The following is a 20,785-nucleotide window of genomic DNA, read 5'->3' on the forward strand; positions in this document are numbered from 1 at the left end:
CCAACAACGATAGCGGAACCTCCGAGGTACTCAGCAAGATATTTCATCTCCCTGGCTGTTTCTTCGTTCAGGCCGTCAATGTTAAATAAAACCTTGCAAAGTAATAGTGTTTCATATTTCCGTGCGGCAACATCAAAGCTCCTGGGACGTATATTACATCGATCAGAGAGTGCAAAACCCGCACGCGATAATACATCAATAATTTGATGTATGAGAACCTCTTTTGTCATTCCGGTATCAATCTCTGTTTGAACATCTATATATATATTTCTCCTACATGGATAATGTTGACCGAGAGAAAACAAGCCGGAGAATCCCGAAAACTAAGGCATCCCCGCTCCGGAATTGCAGAAATATTAAGGGATAAAAATGGATACGGAAAAAAAATGATCATTGGAATTGACGACACGGACTCAAATGAAGGTATGTGCACCACATATCTGGGAGCCCTGCTGCTTGAAGAATTGCAGGAGTACGGGACTGTAGAAGCCCTGCCCCTCCTTGTGCGCCTGAACCCTACCATCCCCTATAAAACAAGAGGTAACGCAGCAGTTGCCCTGAAACTTAAAACGAACTGCCCTGAAAAAGTAATTGCACATGTAACATCCAGAATAGAGCAACTTGCACACATGGATTGCGAAAAAACCAATCCAGGAACCGTATTTATTCTGGAGAAAGACTACGAAAACCTCAAACCTGTCCTTATGAGTTTTCTGGAAGAGGCTGTAAAAGAAGTAATCGAAATAGATAACGCAAAGGACCTTATTTCAGAACTCGGGATTGCCTCAAAAAGCTTCAAAAACGGAAGGGGAATCATAGGCGCTCTTGCAGCCTGCGGGGCAATGCTGAACCCTGAAGAGTGGGACTGCACTTTCGAGCATCTGGCGTACAGGCAGAAAGATAAATGGGGAACTCCACGCGATGTCGATAAAGACAGTTTTTTTGAAGCTGACCGGGAAACCTATCCTGAAACCTGGGATACTGTAGATCTAAAGAATCGGCTGGTAGTCTGCGTGCCTCACTCGGGAGATCCGGTATTATTCGGGATAAGGGGAGAAAACCCTGAGATAGTTAATAAAGCTGCAGCCCTGATCCGGGCAGAGCCTGTTGAGCGCTTTGCTGTGTACAGGACAAACCAGGGGACGGACATGCACCTCCTGCCAGCACAGAATATCTCTGAAATCAGGGACATGCATTCTTACAGGCTTGAAGGTACGGTCTCGACAGCCCCGAAAACCATTGAAGGAGGACACGTTATCTTTGCTGTCCGGGACATGGAAGGAGACGAAATCGATTGCGCAGCCTTCGAACCAACAAAGAATTTCAGGTCCCTTATCCGAAAACTGGCGCCAGGAGACCGGGTCATCCTTTCAGGAAGTGTCACTTCCGGGACCCTGAACATTGAAAAAATAGAAATTAAAGCTCTTACCTCCGTCTACAGGGAAGAGAACCCGAAGTGCCCGGAGTGCGGAAAACACATGAAGTCTGCAGGTCAGGGCCAGAGGTTCCGCTGCAAAAAGTGTGGGACGCTCTCCCTTTCAAAAGTAAAATGTGAGACAGAGAGAGACCTTGAACCAGGGCTCTATGAAGTCCCTCCCTGTGCCAGGAGACACCTCGCAAAGCCTCTGGCAAGAGAAAAACGCCAGGATATAAGACTTTTCCCTGCCCGATAAGAGGGAAAGCTGCAAACTTGAATGGTTCAGTGCTACAAACTTGAATGGCTCAGTGCTACAAACTTAAATTGCTCAGATCTCTTTATGTCTATGCCCGTCTTTTCCTCAATTCGATAAACGAGTTATAGTTCCGGCACAGGCGGAGCTTTTCTTTTATGCTCGTTTTTCTCAATGCGCCTGGTAACAGAGCTGAGCTGTTCAGCAGAAACCCCTACATCAGTTATAATTTTATCAGGTTCCGCGCCTTCTTCAAGCATCCTGAGCACCTCATCGACCTTCACGTAAGAAATACCAAGTTCTGCTTCATCGGTCTGACCTGCCCATAATCCCGCGGACGGTTTTTTGGTAATGAGAGGCTCCGGAATTCCGAGCCTGCGGGAAAGCTCCCATACTTCAGTCTTGTAAAGCCCGCCTATAGGTTCAAAATCAACGCCTCCATCCCCATACTTCGTGTAATAGCCAAGAAGGAGCTCGGTTTTGTTCCCTGTCCCGATGACCATGCGGTTCAGCTGGTTTGCGTGGAAGTACAGAAGGGACATCCGGGTTCTTGCCTTCAGGTTGCCCCTGGTGAGCCTGTCTGCGGATCCACTCTCAGGAACAGCAACCATGAAAGCCGAGACAATTCCTGAGATGTCAATTGTCCGATACTCAATCCCGAGCCAGTCGGCAAGAGTTTTTGCATCTTCGCTGTCAGCAGCAGGGGTAAGGCTGCTTTCGGGCATATGAATGCCAAGAACCCTGTCTTTTCCCAGAGCTTTTACAGCAAGAGTTGCGGCAAGGGCGGAGTCAATTCCCCCGCTAATCCCTACAACTGCCCCGTTTACACCTGCTTTGCCAGTCTCATTCCGGATAAAATCAACAATCCTGTTCTGTGCTTTTTCAAGGTCCATGCTTTTAAATTCCTGGAATTTTGTGAATCATATGAAATTGAGGCATATGAAATCCGGTTATCTCGAAGTTCAAGATATAATTTAAACTCTAGTTCATCGGAAAGCCTGAATAATGTAATATTTAAAAGGCTAATCTGAAAGGCTAATTCAGGTTGTATAAAACAGTTTTATACAGATGCTGTAAATATATTAACCTTCCAGAGAAAACAGAGTTAAGGGTAAACTTATTTAATAAATAGGGAATATAGGAGATTTATAATCCGGACATAATAATATAAATACGTGAGTATTCAAAGTACTCAGTAATTGCCCATCACTTGGGTATCCTGGAATCCGGGTGCTAAAGGTGCCTTTGCTGGCGAAAGTACATTTTAGGGGAGTGAAAAAATAGCTGGATGTCGCCAGGACAAGGACTTGCGGACACAGATTCGATGCCCGGACTGGTCCAGAGTAAATGCGCATACAGGACAAATTTTCCCGGATGACAGGCATTAAAATAAAAAGAGCATCTAATAATAGAAAATAGATATTCCAGAATTACACGATCCGGAAAATTCGGGAAAAACCCGGCATCTGTTCATTTTATTTCATTACCAGATAAAAGTTAATTACCAGATAAAATTACAACCAAAAAGACAACTATTTTCGGGATGACCAATGGAAGAAATACAGTTGAAGGTTGAAAAGGCATATCCTATTGACCTTGGAAGAGGAATTATCCGGCTTGACCCTACAGCGCTACTGAAACTTCAGCTCTCTCCCGGTGACATTGTGGAGATAAAAGGGAAGAAAAAGACCACAGCAAAGGTATGGAGAGCAGACAGGCAGGATTGGGAACAGGGAATCGTGCGCATTGACAATTTCATCCGGCAAAACGCCGGAGTTTCCATAGGGGAAAAGGTGACCATTAAAAAGGTCGAAGCCCCGGAAGCAAAAAAGATTATTCTGGCACTTCCGGAAAGCATGACCCAGGGTGGGCCTGAACTGCAGTTTGGGGAACATGCAAATGAGATCATAAAGCGGCATATCCTGAAAAGGCCTGTGTTCAGAGGGGACATAATTCCAATTATAAACTCAATGTCTCAGCCAATGACTGAGTCCCTGACAACAAGCCAGGTAATTCCCCTGGTTGCTGTTGAGACAGACCCTGCAAACACCATTGTCCTGATCACGGAAGCAACAATTATTGAGCTCCGGAAAAAGCCGGTACAGGGCTACGAAAAAGCAACCAGAGGTGTCACCACCTATGAAGATATAGGAGGGCTGGGACAGGAGATCATGCGCGTCCGGGAAATAATAGAGATGCCGATGAAACACCCGGAGCTCTTTGCCCACCTCAATATAGAGCCTCCAAAGGGAGTTATCCTCTACGGCCCCCCCGGAACCGGAAAGACCCTGATTGCAAAAGCCGTGGCAAACGAATCTGGGGCAAGCTTCCATTACATTGCAGGCCCTGAAATCGTGGGAAAGTTCTACGGAGAAAGCGAGGAAAGGTTAAGGAAGATCTTTGAAGATGCAACCCAGGACGCACCTTCAGTCATTTTCATTGATGAAATCGATTCCATTGCCCCAAAAAGGGAAAACGTAACAGGGGAAGTGGAAAGGCGAGTGGTTGCCCAGCTTCTGACCCTTCTTGACGGGATGGAGGAAAGAGGGCAGGTAGTGGTTATAGGGGCTACTAACCGTGTGGATGCAATTGACCCCGCACTCAGGAGACCCGGCCGCTTTGACAGGGAAATCCATATTGGAGTGCCGGATACCAAAGACAGGTACGAGATCCTGCAGATTCACACCCGGGGCATGCCAATTGAGAAAGACGAAGAAACCAGGATAACCGAGCACGAAGCTGAAGTCGAAATCGAAGCTGGAACTGGAATCGAAGCCGAAATTGAAGCCGGAACCGGAATCGAAGCAGAAATAGAAATTGATGAAGCTGCCATAGAGCAGGAAAAGAAAGAGGAGCCGAACCCGTACCTTATGTACCTGGCTGAGAGGACGCAGGGCTTTGTGGGTGCGGATCTTCTGGCTCTCGTGCAGGAAGCAGCAATGCGCTGCCTCAGAGAAAGCCTGCCTGACCTTGACCTCGAAAAAGAAACAATTCCTCCTGAAAGGCTGGAAAAGATTGTTGTAACTAAAAAGAACTTTGAAGATGCCCTGATGGAAGCCGAACCCTCAGCTCTGAGAGAGATCTTTGTTGAGATGCCTTCGGTTAGCTGGGAAGATGTGGGGGGCCTGGATGAAGCAAAGCATTCGATTGTTGAAGCTGTCGAGTGGCCCATTAAAAACCCGGAAAAGTTTATCCAGATGGGCATAAAAGCTCCAAAGGGAATCCTGCTTTACGGCCCGCCAGGGACGGGAAAGACCCTGATAGCGCAGGCTGTTGCCAAAGAGTCAAACGCCAATTTCATAAGCGTCAAAGGGCCGGAGATGTTTTCGAAGTGGCTTGGAGAGTCGGAAAAGGCAATTCGGGAAACCTTCAAGAAAGCAAGGCAGGTTGCTCCCTGTGTTGTCTTCTTTGATGAGATCGACTCCATTGCTGCGATGCAGAGTGGGGATACGGACAACCGGACTTCGGAAAGGGTACTCAACCAGCTACTGACTGAAATGGATGGGCTTGAAACTCTCAAAGACGTGGTCATAATTGCCGCAACCAACCGCCCTAACCTGCTTGACCCTGCAATCATCCGCTCTGGGCGTTTTGATAGACTGGTTTACATTGGGGCACCTGACCCTAAGGGCAGGATAAAGATATTTAAGATCCACACAAAGAATACGCCTCTTGCAGAGGACGTGAACCTTGAGAACCTTGCCAGTATAACAGAGGGATATGTGGGCTCTGACATAGAAGCAATATGCAGAGAGGCTGTAATGATTGCCCTCAGGGAGAACTTCGACACCGAAAAGATTGAGATGAGGCACTTCAAAGAAGCCCTTAAGAAAGTAAAACCCACAATTAATGAGAACATTGCTCAGTTCTATGAGAAGATAGAGGAGCAGTTTAAGGGAGGTCAGAGACCGATAGAGACAGCTGGACTTGTGGGATACAGGTAAGAATTTAAATGAGTAACTCTTAAAAGGGAAGAGTTTATAAAGAAGATAGTTTCAAATTAAATAAAATATCAAAAGTAAAAGCATTAAAACCAAAAAGCCAGCTTTACCCAAATTCCGCATGACACTGAGCACGGAGACAAGATAATAATGTCGAAAGTATTTTCAAGAAACCTCCTCTTCAACAAGCAGGTGATGGCTACCGACGGAACGGAGATAGGAACGCTGAGCAACATTGTAGTTGAAATCAAAGGAGGACATATAATTGACCTTGTGGTCAGCCCCAATCCAACCTTTGATGTATCAAGATACAAAAAAGAAGATAACTATATCCTGATTCCTTTCGACTCCGTAAGCGCCATCAAGGACTATATTATAGTAGACAAAATGAAAGCAAGGGCATGAATTGAAAAAGGGAAGGAAAGAATTTGTTTACTTTCTTTTTCTTTCATTTCCTTTCATATTTTGTTTTCGTTTTCATTCTACATTTATTTCAGCCCAGAGGAACTCTTCGTTTAATTCTTTCTATTCAATCTCTGGAAACACCGTTCTAATCCCGGTTTGTTTTAATCTAAGGAACTTTTCTTTTAATTCTGAATTTTTTTAGTTGAACTTTTTTAGTTGAACTTTTCTAATTCAGGTTGATAAGAAGGGATTCTAGCTCCGTTTGAAGCTTTCGTGTGATAATGACTATGCCCGTAGAGATATTGGAATGAGGAAAGCCGAGGGTGGAAAATACTTCAACCTGGTTTCAAGCATAGCTACTAAGAGCCTATCCAAAAAATCAGAGTAGATGACCCCTTTTCGGGCAGGCTCTAAAGGGAATAGCATTTTTGCTGTTTTTATTAATTTTGAGCAAAAAAAGTTTTAACTTTTATAATTAAGTGTTTGATTATGGACTCAAAGCACCTACATTTCAAATGTGATTCAAATGCTTTAAGTAACTGAGCCAGAAAACCAAAAATATTTCCTTTATTTCATCCCCCCATGAATATTAATCATAAATTTCACGATGTTCCCTCTTTCCCATGAAATCTTCATCATCTTAATCCTCTTCAAGGTATTCACAAAAGGATTCACCTGATGATATTTTGAGCTCTGCCAGGCAAAAAACTTGTGGGCGAGGAATAACAGTATTGCACATATGGACGACAAAAATAATGCACTTACTGACATTTGTACTTCGAAAGGTGACGTTTTACTTGCTCCTCTTAATTTTCCTGTGATATTGAATGCAAGGAGAAGGTGACCTCCTTCTTAGAGTTTTCGGTATGTTTCTATTTATATTGAGTTATTGGTTTTTTTGTGTAATAATAGGAAAGAAATGTGGGAATAGGAAAGAACTCTGGGAGCAGTGGGAACTTGGGCTGAAAGACCTGTTCAGCGTTTGAGAGTTAAATCCTGAGAGTTAAATCAAGAAACCGCATATGTCGATTTTTATATCCAGCCTTTCGATTCCAGATACTCGAAGGCTTCTACTGCCCCCTCCCCAAAAGAGGTTTCAGTTACATAATCTGCACCTTCCTTAATTTGCTTATCGCCGTTTGCAACAGCAATCCCGAAACCTGCAGCCTCAAATAGCTCAACATCATTTGCAGAATCCCCTATTGCCACAAAGTCCGAAGCTGCAAGCCCCATCATTCCTGCAATCTTTCGGAGGCCTGAGCCTTTGTTGACTCGGGTACTTTTGATGTGGACTGCATACTTGGTATCAACCATTTCGACATCAAATTTTTGAGTTTTCAGAAGAGATCTGGCTTTTTCAAGGTCAAAGTCCCGCCGGAGGGCTATCTCGGTTTTTCGGTAGAAGGGATCGAGTTTGGTGAGCTTGAAATGTTCGGATAGGAAAGAGAAGGCTTTTTCACATTCTTCCAGGCTTTCTTCAAAAGTGCCATTCAAATCATAGCGGACAGTAATAGCACCTCCGTTTTCGGCGATCACAGCTCCGTCCAGGCCGAGAAGCTTTGATGTTGTCCTTGCATAACATAGAGTGTTGCCTGTGGCAAGGACTACCGGAACTTTAAGGGAACGGATTTTTTTGACGGCTCCCAGGTGGAGTTCCCTGTTTTCACAGGTAATTGTCCCGTCAATGTCAACGACAATAGCTTTGAATTTCATTGAAAAGAGATGGGAACGGGGAGATAAAATGTTTCCCCATCCATAGTTTTTTGAATGTATGTCCGGATGTGTAAGGCTATTTTGATTGTGAACTACCCCTCCCTAAAACTTTCGCTTAATAGCTCAAGTTTTTGAGGAAGGAGCTTCCTGCTTCATACTTGGCGGTTGCCGTTTTTTCCAAGTCCACAGGCTCTACCCGAAATCCCTTCGGTGAAAATATGAGTGTGATAGAGATGTTCTGTGACTACCGTCTTTCCACGGCTTAATCCCGATCCCTTCAGGATGATTCTTGCCTCTGGTATCCAACTGCCTGATGCTTAAGTTCCCTTCGCTTGGTTTTCGCATAAGTTATGAAGTGAACCTTAGAAAGCGGTAGGTTAGTGGTGACAGCAAAATCTAATATTATATTATCCGCAAAGTTTCTATAGATTTTCATAATTAAAAAACGATAAGAGTAGAGGTTGACGCTCTCATCTTCCACCTGTCCAATCCGGTTCTACCGGATTGTCCGAGGAAGGAGTCTTCCCACTTCGGGAGATAAACCTTAACTCTGCTTTTTTAACTCAGATTATCCTTAAATCTGCTTCTTTAAATTAACTAACCTTAACTGACCTTAAACCTTTCACGGATCAGTAATTCCGGCTGTAGTAACTGCGACAATCGCTTCTCCTTCAGGCAGGTTGGGAGAGTCAACCAGACGGATGATTCTTTTTTCTCCCTTGGATTTCCGCAGGTAGAGTCTGAAGGTTGCCGTGTGCCCCACAATATGTCCTCCGACCGGCCTTGTGGGATCCCCAAAGAAGGCATCGGGCTTTGACATTACCTGATTTGTCACAACCACACAGGCATTGAATAAGTCCCCGAAACGAAGCAGGCCGTGCATGTGCTTATTGAGTTTCTGCTGTCTGTCGGCAAGAGTTCCCCTTCCGACGTATTCAGCCCTGAAATGAGCCATAAGAGAGTCAACGATCAGCAGGCGGACAGGTTTGCCCATTTCCCTTAGCTCGTTTGCCAGGTCTGTTGCGGAGTCTACAAGAAGTATCTGATGATTGGAATTGTATGCTCTGGCGACATGGATATTCTGCAGGAATTCTTCAGGATTAAGTTCCATCCCGTACTTCTCGGAAAGCCCATTTACCATCTGGGTGATCCTTTCCGGCCTGAAGGTATTTTCAGTGTCGATTATAATAACGGAACCATCGAGGCCCCCGTGTTCCCTGTCCATCTGGACATTCACTGCGAGCTGGTGAGCCACCTGGGTCTTTCCGGAACCGAATTCTCCGTACAGTTCGGTAATAGCCTGGGTTTCTATGCCCCCACCCATCATTTCGTTAAATTCCGTACAACCGGTAGTCAGCTTTCCTACAAGTTTCCTTCTTTCAAGCACAATATCTCCGGTTTCAAATCCCCCGATATCAGCAGCCTGCCTTGCAGCATTGATGATTTTTGCGGCAGTTGATTCTCCGATCTCGGCTGTATTTGCAAGTTCAGCAGGTGAGGCTACGGCCACTGCTTCAATTGTGTTAAATCCGGCTTCTTTGAGTTTTTCTGCAGTTGCAGGGCCAACTCCTGGCAGGTCTTCAAGTGCTATTTCGCTCATTACATATTCTCCTAGATGCACATGTTTGTATAAGGTGCATGACAGTTGCTTCACTATGGTTTGCAGGTATATATAGCTGAAGGAAGCGGGGTGAAAGTATTCAGAAGGGCCTGTAAAACGCAGTTATAATGCTGCAAAACCTGGCAAAACAGAGGAAAATAAGAGGTATTTTTCTGACAGTTACACTTACAAAAGAAAGGGGAAAAATAAAGAAATCTTCCAGAAAACTGAAAAAAAACCGGAAAAAGCCGAAAAAAACCAAAACGTCTTTTTACTTTAGTAGATTATCACCCATCATGCCAAAAGTCGCCTTAGGCGGTACGTTTCAGTATCTTCATGACGGACACGCCAGATTAATTGAAAAAGCGTTTGAGATAGCAAGGAGCGGAAAAGTCCACATAGGGCTGACTTCGGACGAAATGTTGCAAAAATGCCACAACGTCGAGAGCTATGAAAAAAGGAGTGTCCGACTGCTTGAGTACATAAATAAGATGGAGATTCCGAAAGAAAAATATGAGGTTACAAGGCTAAACGACCCCTACGGCCCGACTCTGGAAGAGGACTTCGACTATATAGTGGTCTCCCCTGAGACCTATCCGGTTGCCCTGAAAATTAACTGCATCAGAGAGAAAAAAGGAAAAAAACCTCTTGAAATTTTGTACGTTGAATATGTGATGGCTGAAGACGGAACCCCAATTTCATCCACAAGGATTGCAAAAGGGGAAATTGACAGGCACGGCAGATTAAAAACAGAGGCTTAAAGTCCGAAATAGATGTATTTTTCAGGCATACCCCCCTCAACAGATATAAATCAGGACAGAATTATAAAGTGATAACATGCCTAGAGAATTCACACAAAAAGACATTGAGATTTTTAACAAGCTTGCTCCAGAAGCAGGAGGAAATCAGATTTCAAGGGAAGCAGGGCACCACTTTCCTTTCATCCTGCGCCCGATATCACACAAGTTTGCCGAATCTCCGGAAGACTTCAGGGAAAGGCTCGAGAGGCTGAACGCAGAAGAACTTGACTACCTTGTGGGACTTGCCCTTGAAGGAAAGGAAGATGTCCAGTCCCTGGACGAAGACCTTGAGGAACTGGTAGCGGTAGTCGAGGAAAAGGTATCTCCGGAAAGGGCAAAGCAGTTAAAGGACTTTGTAGGAATTTTTTAAACAGGAAAATATTCTAAAGGGATATTCTGAAAAGAAGGGGCCTGAAAAGAAGGATCCAAAAAAGAAGTAGCCAAAAAAAAAGGTATTTTAAAAAGAGAAGTTTTGAAAAACATGTCAGCCGAAAAACTTTTTTTTGGGACTGCCGGAGTTCCCAGAAGTGCAAAAGCCAGCAATAGCCTTGCGGGAATTGAGCGGGTCAGGGAACTTGGGCTCGACTGTATGGAACTCGAGTTCGTGCAGGGGGTGCGCATGAGGGAAAAAGGGGCAGGAAAGGTTCTGGAAACGGCCGGAAGAGAAAACGTAGCCCTGAGCGTACATGCCCCTTACTATATCAACCTGAACTCCCCGGAAAAAGAGAAATTAAACGCCAGCATGGAAAGGATCTACCAGGCTGCAAGGATAGGCAGCCTCTGCGGAGCAGAGTCCATCGTACTGCACGCAGCCTTTTACCAGAAGAGCAGCAAGCAAACAACCTATGAAAATGTCTCTAAAGCCCTCCGAGAGCTTACAGAGCAGCTCAGGGGAGAAGGGATACCTGCAGTCCTTCGTCCTGAGACCATGGGCAAGCGTTCCCAGTTTGGAACTCTTGAAGAAGTGCTTGCCTTAAGCGAAGAAATCGAAGGGGTTATGCCCTGCCTGGACTTTTCCCACATGCACGCAAGAGAAGGGAAGGAAAACTCCTATCCCGAATTTACGGCAATCCTCTCAAAAGTAGAAGATGCCCTTGGAAAAGAAGGGCTTGCAAACATGCACATGCATGTTTCGGGAATAGAATATAACAAAAACGGGGAAAGGAAACATCTGGCCCTTAAAGAATCAGACTTTAATTATCCAGAACTTTTAAAAGCCCTTAAAGAATTCAAAGTTCGGGGGCGAGTCATTTGCGAAAGCCCGATCCTGGAAGAAGACGCGCTTCTGTTAAAGAAAACTTATAGTGAAATATAAGGAAAGGGAAGAAGAGAAGAAAGGGAAGAAGAGAGGAAAAAGAAGAAGAGAAGAAAGGGAAGAAGAGAGGAAAAAGAAGAAGAGAGGAAGAAAAAAATCATACCTCAAAAACCTCAGGGTTGCTATCCTCATCTTCAACCCATTTGCACCCGCCTTCCCTGTTAACCACACCCACGGTAAACTCTATCCCGCTTTTTTCTACATACTCCCTGGTTCTTTTCAGGGCATGATCCATCATTCCGCCTGCTGTGAGGATAAGGCAGCGTTTTCCACAGAGTGCCATCAGAATCGACTTGTCTATAACGCCGGAGGTAACGTCCAGGTGAATTCCGTCCTGTTCGGCAAGAGTTTTGCTTTTCTTGCCCATTGCCCCCACGAAGGCAATTTCTCCATCTTTCAGGATCTGCCTGACTTCTGGCAGGGAATAGCTGTCAGTATCGTAAAGCAGAACCCCACCAGCTTTGATTCCTTTGCGCTTCAGCTCAACAATAGCCCTGCCGTCAGGATGGATATGCAGAACCGTGGCATTAATCGCTTCATAAGGAGACTGGGTCGCATATTCCCCATACATAACTCCGAGATTCAGGTTGTCACCTTCCCGGACTCCGGGAGGGACATCAACCCACATAAGGTCAAGCGGCTTTAAAGTGTTGACAAGGTCAGGTATGCTTTTAGGGGAATTTTTGCCGTATGCAAGCCCTCTTCTCTCAATTTCATGATATATTTCAAGAGTAGTGGGCTGGCGCAGCCCTGTTTTTTTAAGAAGCTCATGCTCTTTGAAGACCTCGACAGGCGTTCCCTCCCCTATAAGTTTGCTGTTTGACACAAGGTACACATAATCAGACCAGCGGTAAGCCAGGTCCACATCATGAGTGGAAATGATGATCGTACTCCCGAATTGGTTAAATTCGTTGAGCAGATCCATTATTTCATCCGCACCCACCGGATCAAGGTTTGAGAGGGGTTCGTCCAGAATGATTACCTCGGGTTCCATTGCCATCACCCCTGCAATTGCAACCCTCTTTTTCTGCCCTCCGCTGAGATGGTGGGGAGGCTTGTCCTTCAAGGTGGAAAGTCCTACCTGTTCAAGGGCTTGCTGTACGCAGGCACCGACTCTTTCTTTTGAATATCCCAGGTTTGCCGGCCCAAAAGCTACGTCCTGATACACTGTAGGGGCAAAGATCTGGTCATCAGCATTCTGAAAAACTATTCCTATGGATTTTCGGATTTCCCGGAGGGACTTTGAATCGTACTTAAAAGGGGCTCCATGAAAGAGGATCTCCCCTTCATCTGGCTTTAAGGTCCCATTCAGGAGCAGGAAAAGCGTGGACTTTCCGGAGCCGTTTTGCCCTACAAAGGCAATCTTTTTTCCTTTTTTGATCTCGATGTTTATACCCTGGACAGCTGCAGTCCCGTCAGGGTAGGTGTATTTAAGGCCCCTGGTCTCAAGAATAATCATAATATGTTACCTCAAAGGATGGATATGTTTTTTGTAAAATAAAATAGTGCAAGAGCTGAAAGGAAGTAAACAGAGGTTAGCAGTAGTTCTATTGCCCTTACAGGCCTGTGCACTTCGAAGAGAGTCATTTTTCCGTCATAGCACCTGGAATTCATGGCAAGGAAGAGTTTGTCACCCTGTTCCCAGGACCTTATAAAAAGTGTACTTCCAAGCATGCCAATTGAACTGAGGGAACGCCTGAAGTTTGAGTAGCCTAACCTCACAGTCTGGGCATACTTTATGGAAAGGGCCATGTCCAGGAAAACAAAGATGTACCGGTAAATCAGCATGGAAAGCTCGATGAGGGATTCAGGAAGCCCGGTAGCCTTGAACACGGCAAAGAGTTCTATCATAGGAGTTGTAAGCGAAAGGAAGTAAAGGCAGCACATCCCGCTTAAGGACCGGGAAAGCACCAGAAGAGCAAGCTCAAGCCCATCTACCCTTACCGAGAAAGGATAACCTGCAAGGTTGAAGGATAGAAGCGCCTGCCCCGATCCGGAGAAAAAAGCAATGATAACCACACCTGTGAGTGCAAAGCCTACTGGGGCGAGCAGGAGTTTCAGGTATAATTTAAGGGGAGCCCTGCCGAAAGCAACTGTTGTAAAGCTCATGCAAAGGGCTATGAAAAGAGGAGTTATAGGGGACGTGGATGAGACTCCGACAAGCAGCCCGAAAAGAACGATTACCAGCTTCAACCAGTTGTTACGGTGCCTGAGAGGGCTCATAAGGGCATAATCATCAAGGATATTGGTCATGTGGGGAACCTGCAGATAGGTAGATGAAAGCAAAAATCAAAGGTTAAAAATAAAAGGCAAAAGATAAAAACTTTCCTCCCTGGAGGGAAGGATAGTAAAAAGGCAGAAGAAGAAATTATTGAGATTGCCTGTCGCTATCAGGCTTACTCTTGTCTTTGTATCCGAGGTCGTCTTCATAGCGGCTTTTGGCTCTGTAATAGCCAAGGAAGTAACCGATGATCCCTGCACCGATAGCTGCCTGAAGGCCGAAAAGCAGGCTTTCAATTTCCCCGCTTGGAGGTTCCCAGAAAGGTTCTGCAATTGGTTCGTAGGTTCCACCAGTAATATCGTTAATCACATTTTCAGCTTCTCCGTCAGCTCCTCCATATTCGGCATCCGTTGTGGACGACATATAAACGAACTGCACTGTAAAGACCAGAAGAATTGCAAGTACAATAATTTCCAGTTTTCTGCTCATGCGGAAATCCCTCTCAGTTTTTTCACGATCGAAGCTTCAATGACTTTCATTTCAATCAGGATATCACTCTTGACGTTTACCACATACTTGAAGAGCAGGGCACTGACAGCTCCTTCCATGATTGCGAGAGGCACCTGAGTAACTGCAAAGACAACGGCAAATTTGCCGAATGAGCTCATAAAACCTGCAAAGGTGAGTACTCCGCCTGCAGGATATGCAAGAGCAAGTTCCACAGAAGTGGTCACATAAGTTGCCCAGTCTCCAAAAGCCGTTGCAAGGAAAACCACAGCATAGAAATTGATATTTGCTTTCATTCCTGCTTTATAGACCAGGTATGCCACCACCGGGCCAACGATGCCCATGGAAAAGACATTTGCTCCAAGGGTTGTTAGTCCTCCGTGTGCAAGGAAAAGTGCCTGGTAAAGAAGCACAATGATTCCGAGAACTGCAGAGATTGCCGGCCCGAAAATAATTGCTGCGACCCCTGTCCCTGTGGGATGAGAACAGCTCCCGGTTACCGAAGGCAGTTTAAGAGAAGATAGCACGAAAATAAATGCACCTGCGACAGCAAGGAGAGGCAATATCTCGCGTTTTTCTTTGACCAGACGATTCATTTTATAGATGCCGTACATTATCACTGGAATTGACACTGCAAACCAGGCTTGCCACCAGGGACTCGGTAAAAAACCTTCCATTATGTGCATGGGATCACCATAAGAATATCAAGTAAATATTACTGGGATTAAGTAAAGTTAAATTGAGTTAATGGATACATAAAGGTTACGGTGAAGAAGAAGCAGGTGCGTAAGAACCTATAAAATTAGTTTAAAGGTAATGCAAATCTTAAAATTTGGAGCGAATAGGACAGAACAAGCAAACTTGAGTAATATTATATATAAATCGAAATAGATATTATATTCAAAAAGGAATAATTGATAAGAAAATCCACAGCTATAGACATTATTAAAATAACTTGAGGAAAAAATAAACTAATTTCAGTATCAGGAAACTGAAAAAGTTGGATAAAGAAAGTAAAATTGCGTATAAAGAAGAAATATAAAAAAGAAAAAGAAAAAAGAAAAATGGAGGTTATAATCGAGCATTGATTCCGTTTTGAGGACCCGGAAGACAGGTCAAAATGGCAAGCAAAGCAAATAAAAATCAACTAAAATTGCTTTAGCAAAAATACATTGTACCCTGAGATATATAAATATATCCATTTGGTTCGTTTAGAGAAGAAGTCTTGAAACCAGATCGCCAGAAAGGGCATACAGTGGAAGAAAAATAAGAAGATTTAAAAGGAAAATCTACCAGAATAAGGAAAAGTTGTTTGAAAATGAAAGAAAATGCAGTCAAAACAAGGAAAAAACAAAAACTGAAAAAACTGGATTTGAAAAGATCAAAGTTGCCCGCAACAAAAACAGTGAATCGAAGCTACTGGCGGCTGAAGGATCTTAAAGCTCTTTTTACTTTTACTATTTGTAAGTTCCAAATCTCTTTTTATTGAGTATAAGTCTTTGATAAGCCTTAGATTCATTTTACCAATGGCAACCCTTAAAATCCGCCATTAAAAAACACTACTGAATAAGCAAGTACAAAATAACGCCCGAATTTCCCCAGAAAGACCAGGATTGAAAAAATCCTGAAAGGAAGTTGCATAAGCCCTGCAACCATGGTAATCACATCCCCTATACCCGGTACCCAAGTGAAAAGAAGGGTAAAGACCCCATATTTGTTAAAAAGCCTTTCACTTTTGTCTAGCTGTTCGGGGGAAGGAGAGAGATACTTTTCAAGTACGTGCCGCCCTTTTAAACCCAGGTAGTAAGTGGTGCATGACCCGAGAAAGTTGCCAGTGGTAGCTACCATAACTACATTAAAAGGGCTGAACCCCTGGTAAACTAGAGCGATTACAAGAGCCTCCGACCCGAAAGGCAAAACCGTAGAAGCCAGAAAACTCAGGATAAAAAGGTTCAGGTAACCGTAGTCAGCAATAAAGGCACTCAGGGTTTCAAGCATGGTACTCCTTCTCTTACATTCCTGCTTACTATTCTATTTATATTATTTTATTCCTGCGTGAGGAAGCCTCCGGTAAAATATCAGGGAAGGCTTCCGGTCGGTTATAGACCTCAGAAACCTGTCAAATTAAGATCCAGAAAGCTATAAGGTTGAAAATAAGAAGAAGACCCAGAAAACTATAAGGTTAAAAATGTGAAGAAAAAAAGAAGAAAAAGACCGGAATCAAAAAATTAATTTCCGGTCCCTGCTACAGAAGAAGTACCAAAAATGGTTTAGTCCCTTCTTTTCCGGAGCAGTATAAATGCCGTGGCGAGTATTCCGAGAGTTGCAATTCCGCTGAAGAAAGGAGCTGACTTCGTTACGTCATAACTTCCGCTCAGACCTCCTACCTCAACCGTATATGCCCCTGCTTCTTTCTCGGTATGGGAGAATTCAACCACTGTACTTGCGCCAGCTTCCAGGCTCACGGTTTCGGAATCTACGGATTCGCCGTTGATCAGCAGTTCCACTTCGGTTTCTCCGGCAATGTTGCCAGTGTTTTCAACGTTCACCTTGATTGCAACCGCGTCTCCGCCCTCAACAGAAGCAGGCTCAATTGAGAAGTCCGAAAATTCAAAATTGGCTTTATCTTCAGAAACCTCAATAACTGTTTTTCCTTCCTCATAACCTGCTTTTGTAGCATTTACCGTATATGTACCCGGAGCAGTTACCCAGTAAGATACACTGCCATCTGTACCCGTCTGTCCTTCAACCTTCTGTCCGCCGAAGTAGACATCCACTCCGGAGACAGGTTTGTTTTCTACAGAGTCGGTAACCTTTATACTAATCTGGTCTCCTTCCCTTATGGTTTCCGGAGAGATTGAAAGCAACAGCTTCAGGACACCTGCACCGACAACGTCCATGTCCTTAGTCCCGGAGATATACCCTGCCTTGTTTGCAGATAATGTGAAGCTGCCTTCCTGACCTGGGGTGTACGTAAGAGTTCCGTCGTCTCCTGTGGTCCCGATGCTCTTACCGTCAAGGAGGATTTCAACATCGCTGACTGAAGCGCTTCTTGCTGTGACCAGGATTTCTGCCGCCTGTCCGACCACAAGGACTTCTGGAACTTCGATTTCCAGCTGATCCTGTTCACCACTCTCGACTTCAACAAAGGGATAGAAACGCAGGACAGAAGAATCAGCCACCCTGAACTTAACGTTGCCCATCAGGTTAACGGTATTGCCCTTTGAGAGAGAAATCGAGTCCTCGTTTTTCATTGTAATCCCTGAGCTGGAAATCGTGCTTATTTCCATCCTGCCGAAAGAATCGCCCTGGGAAAGCTCAAGGTAATCGTCTGAGATCTGGAAGACCCCTTCTATAAACACTGCATCGGTTTCCCGCGACCGGAAGACAGTGCTTACGTGGACTGCGATCACCGGGACTTCTTCAGCTCCTCCGATGTCTGCTTCGTATACATAGTCCCCATTCTGGGAAACTATTCCCGAATCCAGCTGCTTCCCATCTTTATACAGCTCAAAGAGCACTCTTTCTCCGTTAACGTCAACTTCTGAAGCCTTGAGTGAGTAACCGTTCTCGAGAGCTATTGAAGATCCCGTAAACATCGACTTTTTGTTATCGTCATCGATAAGGACTTTTGCGAGGATATCGTCCGAAAGCACACTCACGCTCTTTGAATTTCCAAGGGTATTATCAGGATAGCCTGCAAAATACTTCTCTGCCATGAACCCGACAACCTCATAGCTTCCCCAACCTTCGTGCTCGAATTTCACAAGAGCCGGGGTGGAGGAATAAACAAGATCTCCGTCATCAATTGACCTCCCACTGATTACTTCTTTGAGGGTCAGGCTTTCGGTGGAGATATTTTCATCGATGCTGTAATAGAACCCTTCAAAGTTGAAAGGGGTCCAGACAGTTATATTAGACACTTCGTCGTAGACCGTTCCCCTCAATTCATAGATCCCGGGCTCGGAAGTCTCGACTATAGGGGCAAAGCGGAGTTCGCTGGCATCAGCCACAACAAAGCCAAGTTTTCCCATTATGTCGATAGTATTTCCCTTGCTAAGAGTGATAGAATCACGGTTTTTCATTGTGATTCCGGAACTTGAAGTGGAACTTATTTCCATTTTCTCGAATCTGTCCCCATTCTCAATCTGGACATATTTGTCCGAGATCTGGAAAATACCTTCAACAAAAACCGCATTGGTCTCTCTACCACTGAAGATCTGAGCTAAATGGACTGCAATGAGAGGTACATCATCCGCGTCCCCAAGATCGGTTTCATAAACATAGTCATTGTTGGAAGAGAGGAAGCCGTCATCTATCACATCTCCGTCCTTTTCGAGCTGTACCCATACGGTATCCCCATTAATGTCCACTTCCACAATGTTCAGGGAATAACCTTCTTCAAGTATGAGGGAAGAGCCTGTGTACAGGGATTTTCTGTCATCACTATCAATCAGGATCTTCGAAAGCTGCCCTTCCGAAATAACACTGACATCGTCCTTTACAAAGCTGGAATTTTCGGTGTATCCCGCAAAATACCGCTCTGCCATAAACCCTATAACCTGATAAGAGCCCCAGTCCTCAAATTCGAATTTCGTATTAATGGGTCTTGTCTCATACTGCAACCCATTTCTCTGGATACTCCGGCTGCCCTCGGTAAGCTGGACCGTCATAGTCTCGGAGCCTTCTCCGGTATCCAGGTCATAGTAAAAGCCCGAGTACGTCTGAGGCGTCCAGGTATAAGTAAGGTTCTGGTTTGAGTTTTCATCCCATATGCGGTTACCTTCTGAACCTGAAACCTGTGCGGCTGCAGTTTCACAAAGCAGTCCAATCACCAGGAATAAACATAACATTTTTATATAATTTTTAATCCCCAAGTTAGACCTCCTTTTGATATGATGGAGCAAGGGTGCAGCCGTCCGGAAGCCTGGGAGAAAAATAGAAACAAAAAGTTTCCAGAACACTCCCTGGAAGTTTTCCTGGATCCGGATACCCCCATTCATATTTAAAAATATTAAAACATTTAACTAGTATACTGTTCTAAGTATTGCAGGGATTGGATAAAAGTTTTTGGGTAGTTTGTATTCGAAAAATGAAAAATGAAAGGGGAAATAAAAAGAATAGAATACGCAGAAAAATAGCAAAGAAGGCAGAAAAATCGTAAAAACGCAGAAAACTTGTAAAGTGGGTAAAAAAATAGCAGAAACAGCAGAAAAATAGCAGAAAAAGCAGAAAAAGCAGAAAAAGCAGAAAAAACAGAAAAATAGCAGAAAAATAAAGTTGAAATAACTTAAAAAGTAAAATTGAAAGAGATATAAAATATCTGTTATATTTTCCCGTATTTTCCCGTCAACTATTGTAGTTCACTTATTTAGCATTTTTTTGTAGAGCACAAACCAGGGATTATCCAGAAAACCAATTATATTCTTACTGATAAGCTGCCCTATAAACAGAGGGATCACAGGCATAACTCCATAAAAAGCAATAAAAACAAAAATCAGAGAATCCAGTGTGAGGTTAACAATGTCACTTGCACTTGAACGGAGCCAGATGTAAGGGTTTATCATGGTATCGTGCTTGAAATTCTTTTCTTTTTCGAAAAAGCGTTTTTTAAGGGATGCAAAGACCCAGGCGTCAAGGTTCGAACAGACCATAAAAGAAACCCAGCTTGCAATAGTAATCCTGATGCTCAGCCCAAAGAGGCTCTTCCAGGCATCTTCCAGCTCAAAGAAAGGGGCAGGGCTGAGATTTGTGACCATGCCTATGAAGAGAACGAATAATACCTGAGTCGCAAAAGCTATGAAAATAGAGATATGCGTTCTCCGCTCCCCGTAGACTTCGTTAATCATATCCACGACCTGCGCAATAAAAGGATAGATGAAAACTGCCGCAGGAGCGTAGAAAGAGTAAAAACCAAGGTCAAAGACAATGATACGTGTGGCAAGGACCTGGGAAGCCACCAGATAAACCACATAGAAAGCCGTCAACACGGTAAAACCGTTTTCAGGCATTTTTTTGATTACATAAACAGACGCATATGTAGCAATTGTTAGAGTGATAATCCAGTACAGCCAGACAAACATTTTTTAACACAACCGGGTTTTATGGAGCTTGAAACGGATCGATGCTTGGAATGGATTGATGAAACTTGAAATAGACTGATAGGGACATACTGAGCTGAAAATTAAAGAGAAGGCAAATCTGCAAAACTGCAAGATTCGGGAGATAGAAATACTACCCATTTTATTTAAAGTGTGCATATTTTCGTACCACAGAAGTCTCCGGAGAATACCTCCGCTCAAGAGAATTCGTTCCGCTCAAGAGAAGTTCTCCAACTCTCTCCAATCTGGGGAACAGCCATCTTTTTTAAAATTCTACCCGGAGATCCATAAGTTATAAGTTAGAAGAGAAGATTTCTGACCTGTAGAACCAAGAATTAACTGCAGAATCATCAAGAATCTCAGAATCATCAATAATCAATCTGAAATCAATAATCAATCTGAAATCAATAATCAATCTGAAATCAATAATCAATCTGAAATCAATAATCAATCTGAAATCAATAATCAATCTGAAATCAATAATCAATCTGAAATCAATAATCAATCTGAAA

Annotated in this window: 18 protein-coding genes and 1 pseudogene; 7 read left to right on the forward strand and 12 right to left on the reverse strand. The window is 44.0% G+C overall.

From position 1 onward, the window contains the following. Positions 1 to 230: pseudogene (locus tag PHF18_RS15620) on the reverse strand (transcriptional regulator); the annotation flags it as partial. 156 nt (positions 231 to 386) lie between these two features. On the opposite strand from PHF18_RS15620, the gene PHF18_RS15625 reads away from it, so the two are divergent. Further along, positions 387 to 1,673 (forward strand): tRNA(Ile)(2)-agmatinylcytidine synthase, encoded by a 1,287-nt coding sequence (locus PHF18_RS15625; RefSeq protein ID WP_300104440.1) that lies wholly within the window; start codon positions 387 to 389, stop codon positions 1,671 to 1,673. Positions 1,674 to 1,795: 122 nt separating this feature from the next. Here the strand turns inward: PHF18_RS15625 and PHF18_RS15630 are convergent, their stop codons facing one another. After that, on the reverse strand, positions 1,796 to 2,563 hold the full coding sequence (locus PHF18_RS15630; protein ID WP_300104441.1) for an NAD+ synthase: 768 nt from the start codon (positions 2,561 to 2,563) through the stop codon (positions 1,796 to 1,798). Positions 2,564 to 3,220: 657 nt separating this feature from the next. Here PHF18_RS15630 and PHF18_RS15635 point away from each other — a divergent pair. Both PHF18_RS15635 and PHF18_RS15640 read left to right on the forward strand, forming a co-directional pair. Next, entirely contained in the window at positions 3,221 to 5,614 is a 2,394-nt protein-coding gene (locus PHF18_RS15635; RefSeq protein ID WP_300104442.1) for a CDC48 family AAA ATPase, read from the forward strand. A 147-nt stretch (positions 5,615 to 5,761) separates the two neighbouring features. Beyond that, positions 5,762 to 6,016 (forward strand): PRC-barrel domain-containing protein, encoded by a 255-nt coding sequence (locus PHF18_RS15640; protein WP_300104443.1) that lies wholly within the window; start codon positions 5,762 to 5,764, stop codon positions 6,014 to 6,016. A 1,032-nt stretch (positions 6,017 to 7,048) separates the two neighbouring features. Here the strand turns inward: PHF18_RS15640 and PHF18_RS15645 are convergent. After that, positions 7,049 to 7,729, reverse strand: a complete 681-nt coding sequence (locus tag PHF18_RS15645; RefSeq protein ID WP_048126118.1) for a phosphoglycolate phosphatase — start codon at positions 7,727 to 7,729, stop codon at positions 7,049 to 7,051. Positions 7,730 to 8,351: 622 nt separating this feature from the next. After that, positions 8,352 to 9,329, reverse strand: a complete 978-nt coding sequence (radA, locus tag PHF18_RS15650; RefSeq protein ID WP_300104446.1) for a DNA repair and recombination protein RadA — start codon at positions 9,327 to 9,329, stop codon at positions 8,352 to 8,354. A gap of 296 nt (positions 9,330 to 9,625) precedes the next feature. Between radA and PHF18_RS15655 the strand changes: the two genes are divergently transcribed. The 3 genes from PHF18_RS15655 (at position 9,626) to PHF18_RS15665 (ending at position 11,444) form a co-directional block, all read left to right on the forward strand. Continuing rightward, positions 9,626 to 10,090: a phosphopantetheine adenylyltransferase gene (locus PHF18_RS15655; protein WP_300104448.1), complete on the forward strand. Its 465-nt coding sequence runs from the start codon at positions 9,626 to 9,628 to the stop codon at positions 10,088 to 10,090. A 76-nt stretch (positions 10,091 to 10,166) separates the two neighbouring features. Further along, entirely contained in the window at positions 10,167 to 10,499 is a 333-nt protein-coding gene (locus PHF18_RS15660) for a hypothetical protein (protein WP_300104449.1), read from the forward strand. Between the two features lie 111 nt (positions 10,500 to 10,610). Beyond that, a complete protein-coding gene (locus PHF18_RS15665) occupies positions 10,611 to 11,444 on the forward strand; it encodes a TIM barrel protein (RefSeq protein ID WP_300104451.1) in 834 nt (277 codons plus the stop codon). Positions 11,445 to 11,541: 97 nt separating this feature from the next. Here the strand turns inward: PHF18_RS15665 and PHF18_RS15670 are convergent, their stop codons facing one another. The 4 genes from PHF18_RS15670 to PHF18_RS15685 form a co-directional block, all read right to left on the reverse strand. Beyond that, on the reverse strand, positions 11,542 to 12,903 hold the full coding sequence (locus tag PHF18_RS15670) for an energy-coupling factor ABC transporter ATP-binding protein (RefSeq protein WP_300104452.1): 1,362 nt from the start codon (positions 12,901 to 12,903) through the stop codon (positions 11,542 to 11,544). A gap of 11 nt (positions 12,904 to 12,914) precedes the next feature. Next, positions 12,915 to 13,697: a cobalt ECF transporter T component CbiQ gene (gene cbiQ / locus PHF18_RS15675; RefSeq protein WP_300104454.1), complete on the reverse strand. Its 783-nt coding sequence runs from the start codon at positions 13,695 to 13,697 to the stop codon at positions 12,915 to 12,917. A gap of 115 nt (positions 13,698 to 13,812) precedes the next feature. Further along, on the reverse strand, positions 13,813 to 14,154 hold the full coding sequence (locus tag PHF18_RS15680; RefSeq protein WP_300104455.1) for an energy-coupling factor ABC transporter substrate-binding protein: 342 nt from the start codon (positions 14,152 to 14,154) through the stop codon (positions 13,813 to 13,815). Then, positions 14,151 to 14,858: an energy-coupling factor ABC transporter permease gene (locus tag PHF18_RS15685; RefSeq protein ID WP_300104457.1), complete on the reverse strand. Its 708-nt coding sequence runs from the start codon at positions 14,856 to 14,858 to the stop codon at positions 14,151 to 14,153. The genes PHF18_RS15680 and PHF18_RS15685 overlap by 4 nt, the downstream gene beginning before the upstream one ends. 622 nt (positions 14,859 to 15,480) lie before the next feature. On the opposite strand from PHF18_RS15685, the gene PHF18_RS15690 reads away from it, so the two are divergent. Continuing rightward, positions 15,481 to 15,612 carry a hypothetical protein gene (locus PHF18_RS15690; protein WP_300104459.1) on the forward strand — a complete coding sequence of 44 codons (132 nt, stop codon included), beginning with the start codon at positions 15,481 to 15,483 and terminating at the stop codon, positions 15,610 to 15,612. Positions 15,613 to 15,708: 96 nt separating this feature from the next. Here PHF18_RS15690 and PHF18_RS15695 read toward each other — a convergent pair whose 3' ends face one another. The 4 genes from PHF18_RS15695 to PHF18_RS15710 form a co-directional block, all read right to left on the reverse strand. After that, positions 15,709 to 16,170 (reverse strand): YqaA family protein, encoded by a 462-nt coding sequence (locus PHF18_RS15695; RefSeq protein WP_300104460.1) that lies wholly within the window; start codon positions 16,168 to 16,170, stop codon positions 15,709 to 15,711. A 272-nt stretch (positions 16,171 to 16,442) separates the two neighbouring features. Continuing rightward, the gene (locus PHF18_RS15700; protein WP_300104463.1) at positions 16,443 to 19,007 is read right to left on the reverse strand and encodes an S-layer protein domain-containing protein; all 2,565 of its coding nucleotides are present in this window, start codon (positions 19,005 to 19,007) and stop codon (positions 16,443 to 16,445) included. A 528-nt stretch (positions 19,008 to 19,535) separates the two neighbouring features. Continuing rightward, positions 19,536 to 20,255 carry a queuosine precursor transporter gene (locus PHF18_RS15705; protein ID WP_300104464.1) on the reverse strand — a complete coding sequence of 240 codons (720 nt, stop codon included), beginning with the start codon at positions 20,253 to 20,255 and terminating at the stop codon, positions 19,536 to 19,538. A 310-nt stretch (positions 20,256 to 20,565) separates the two neighbouring features. After that, positions 20,566 to 20,785 (reverse strand): hypothetical protein (locus tag PHF18_RS15710; protein WP_300104465.1); only part of this gene is annotated, 220 nt, incomplete at its 5' end.

This window comes from Methanosarcina sp. (assembly GCF_028693135.1).
Taxonomy (GTDB): Archaea; Halobacteriota; Methanosarcinia; order Methanosarcinales; family Methanosarcinaceae; genus Methanosarcina.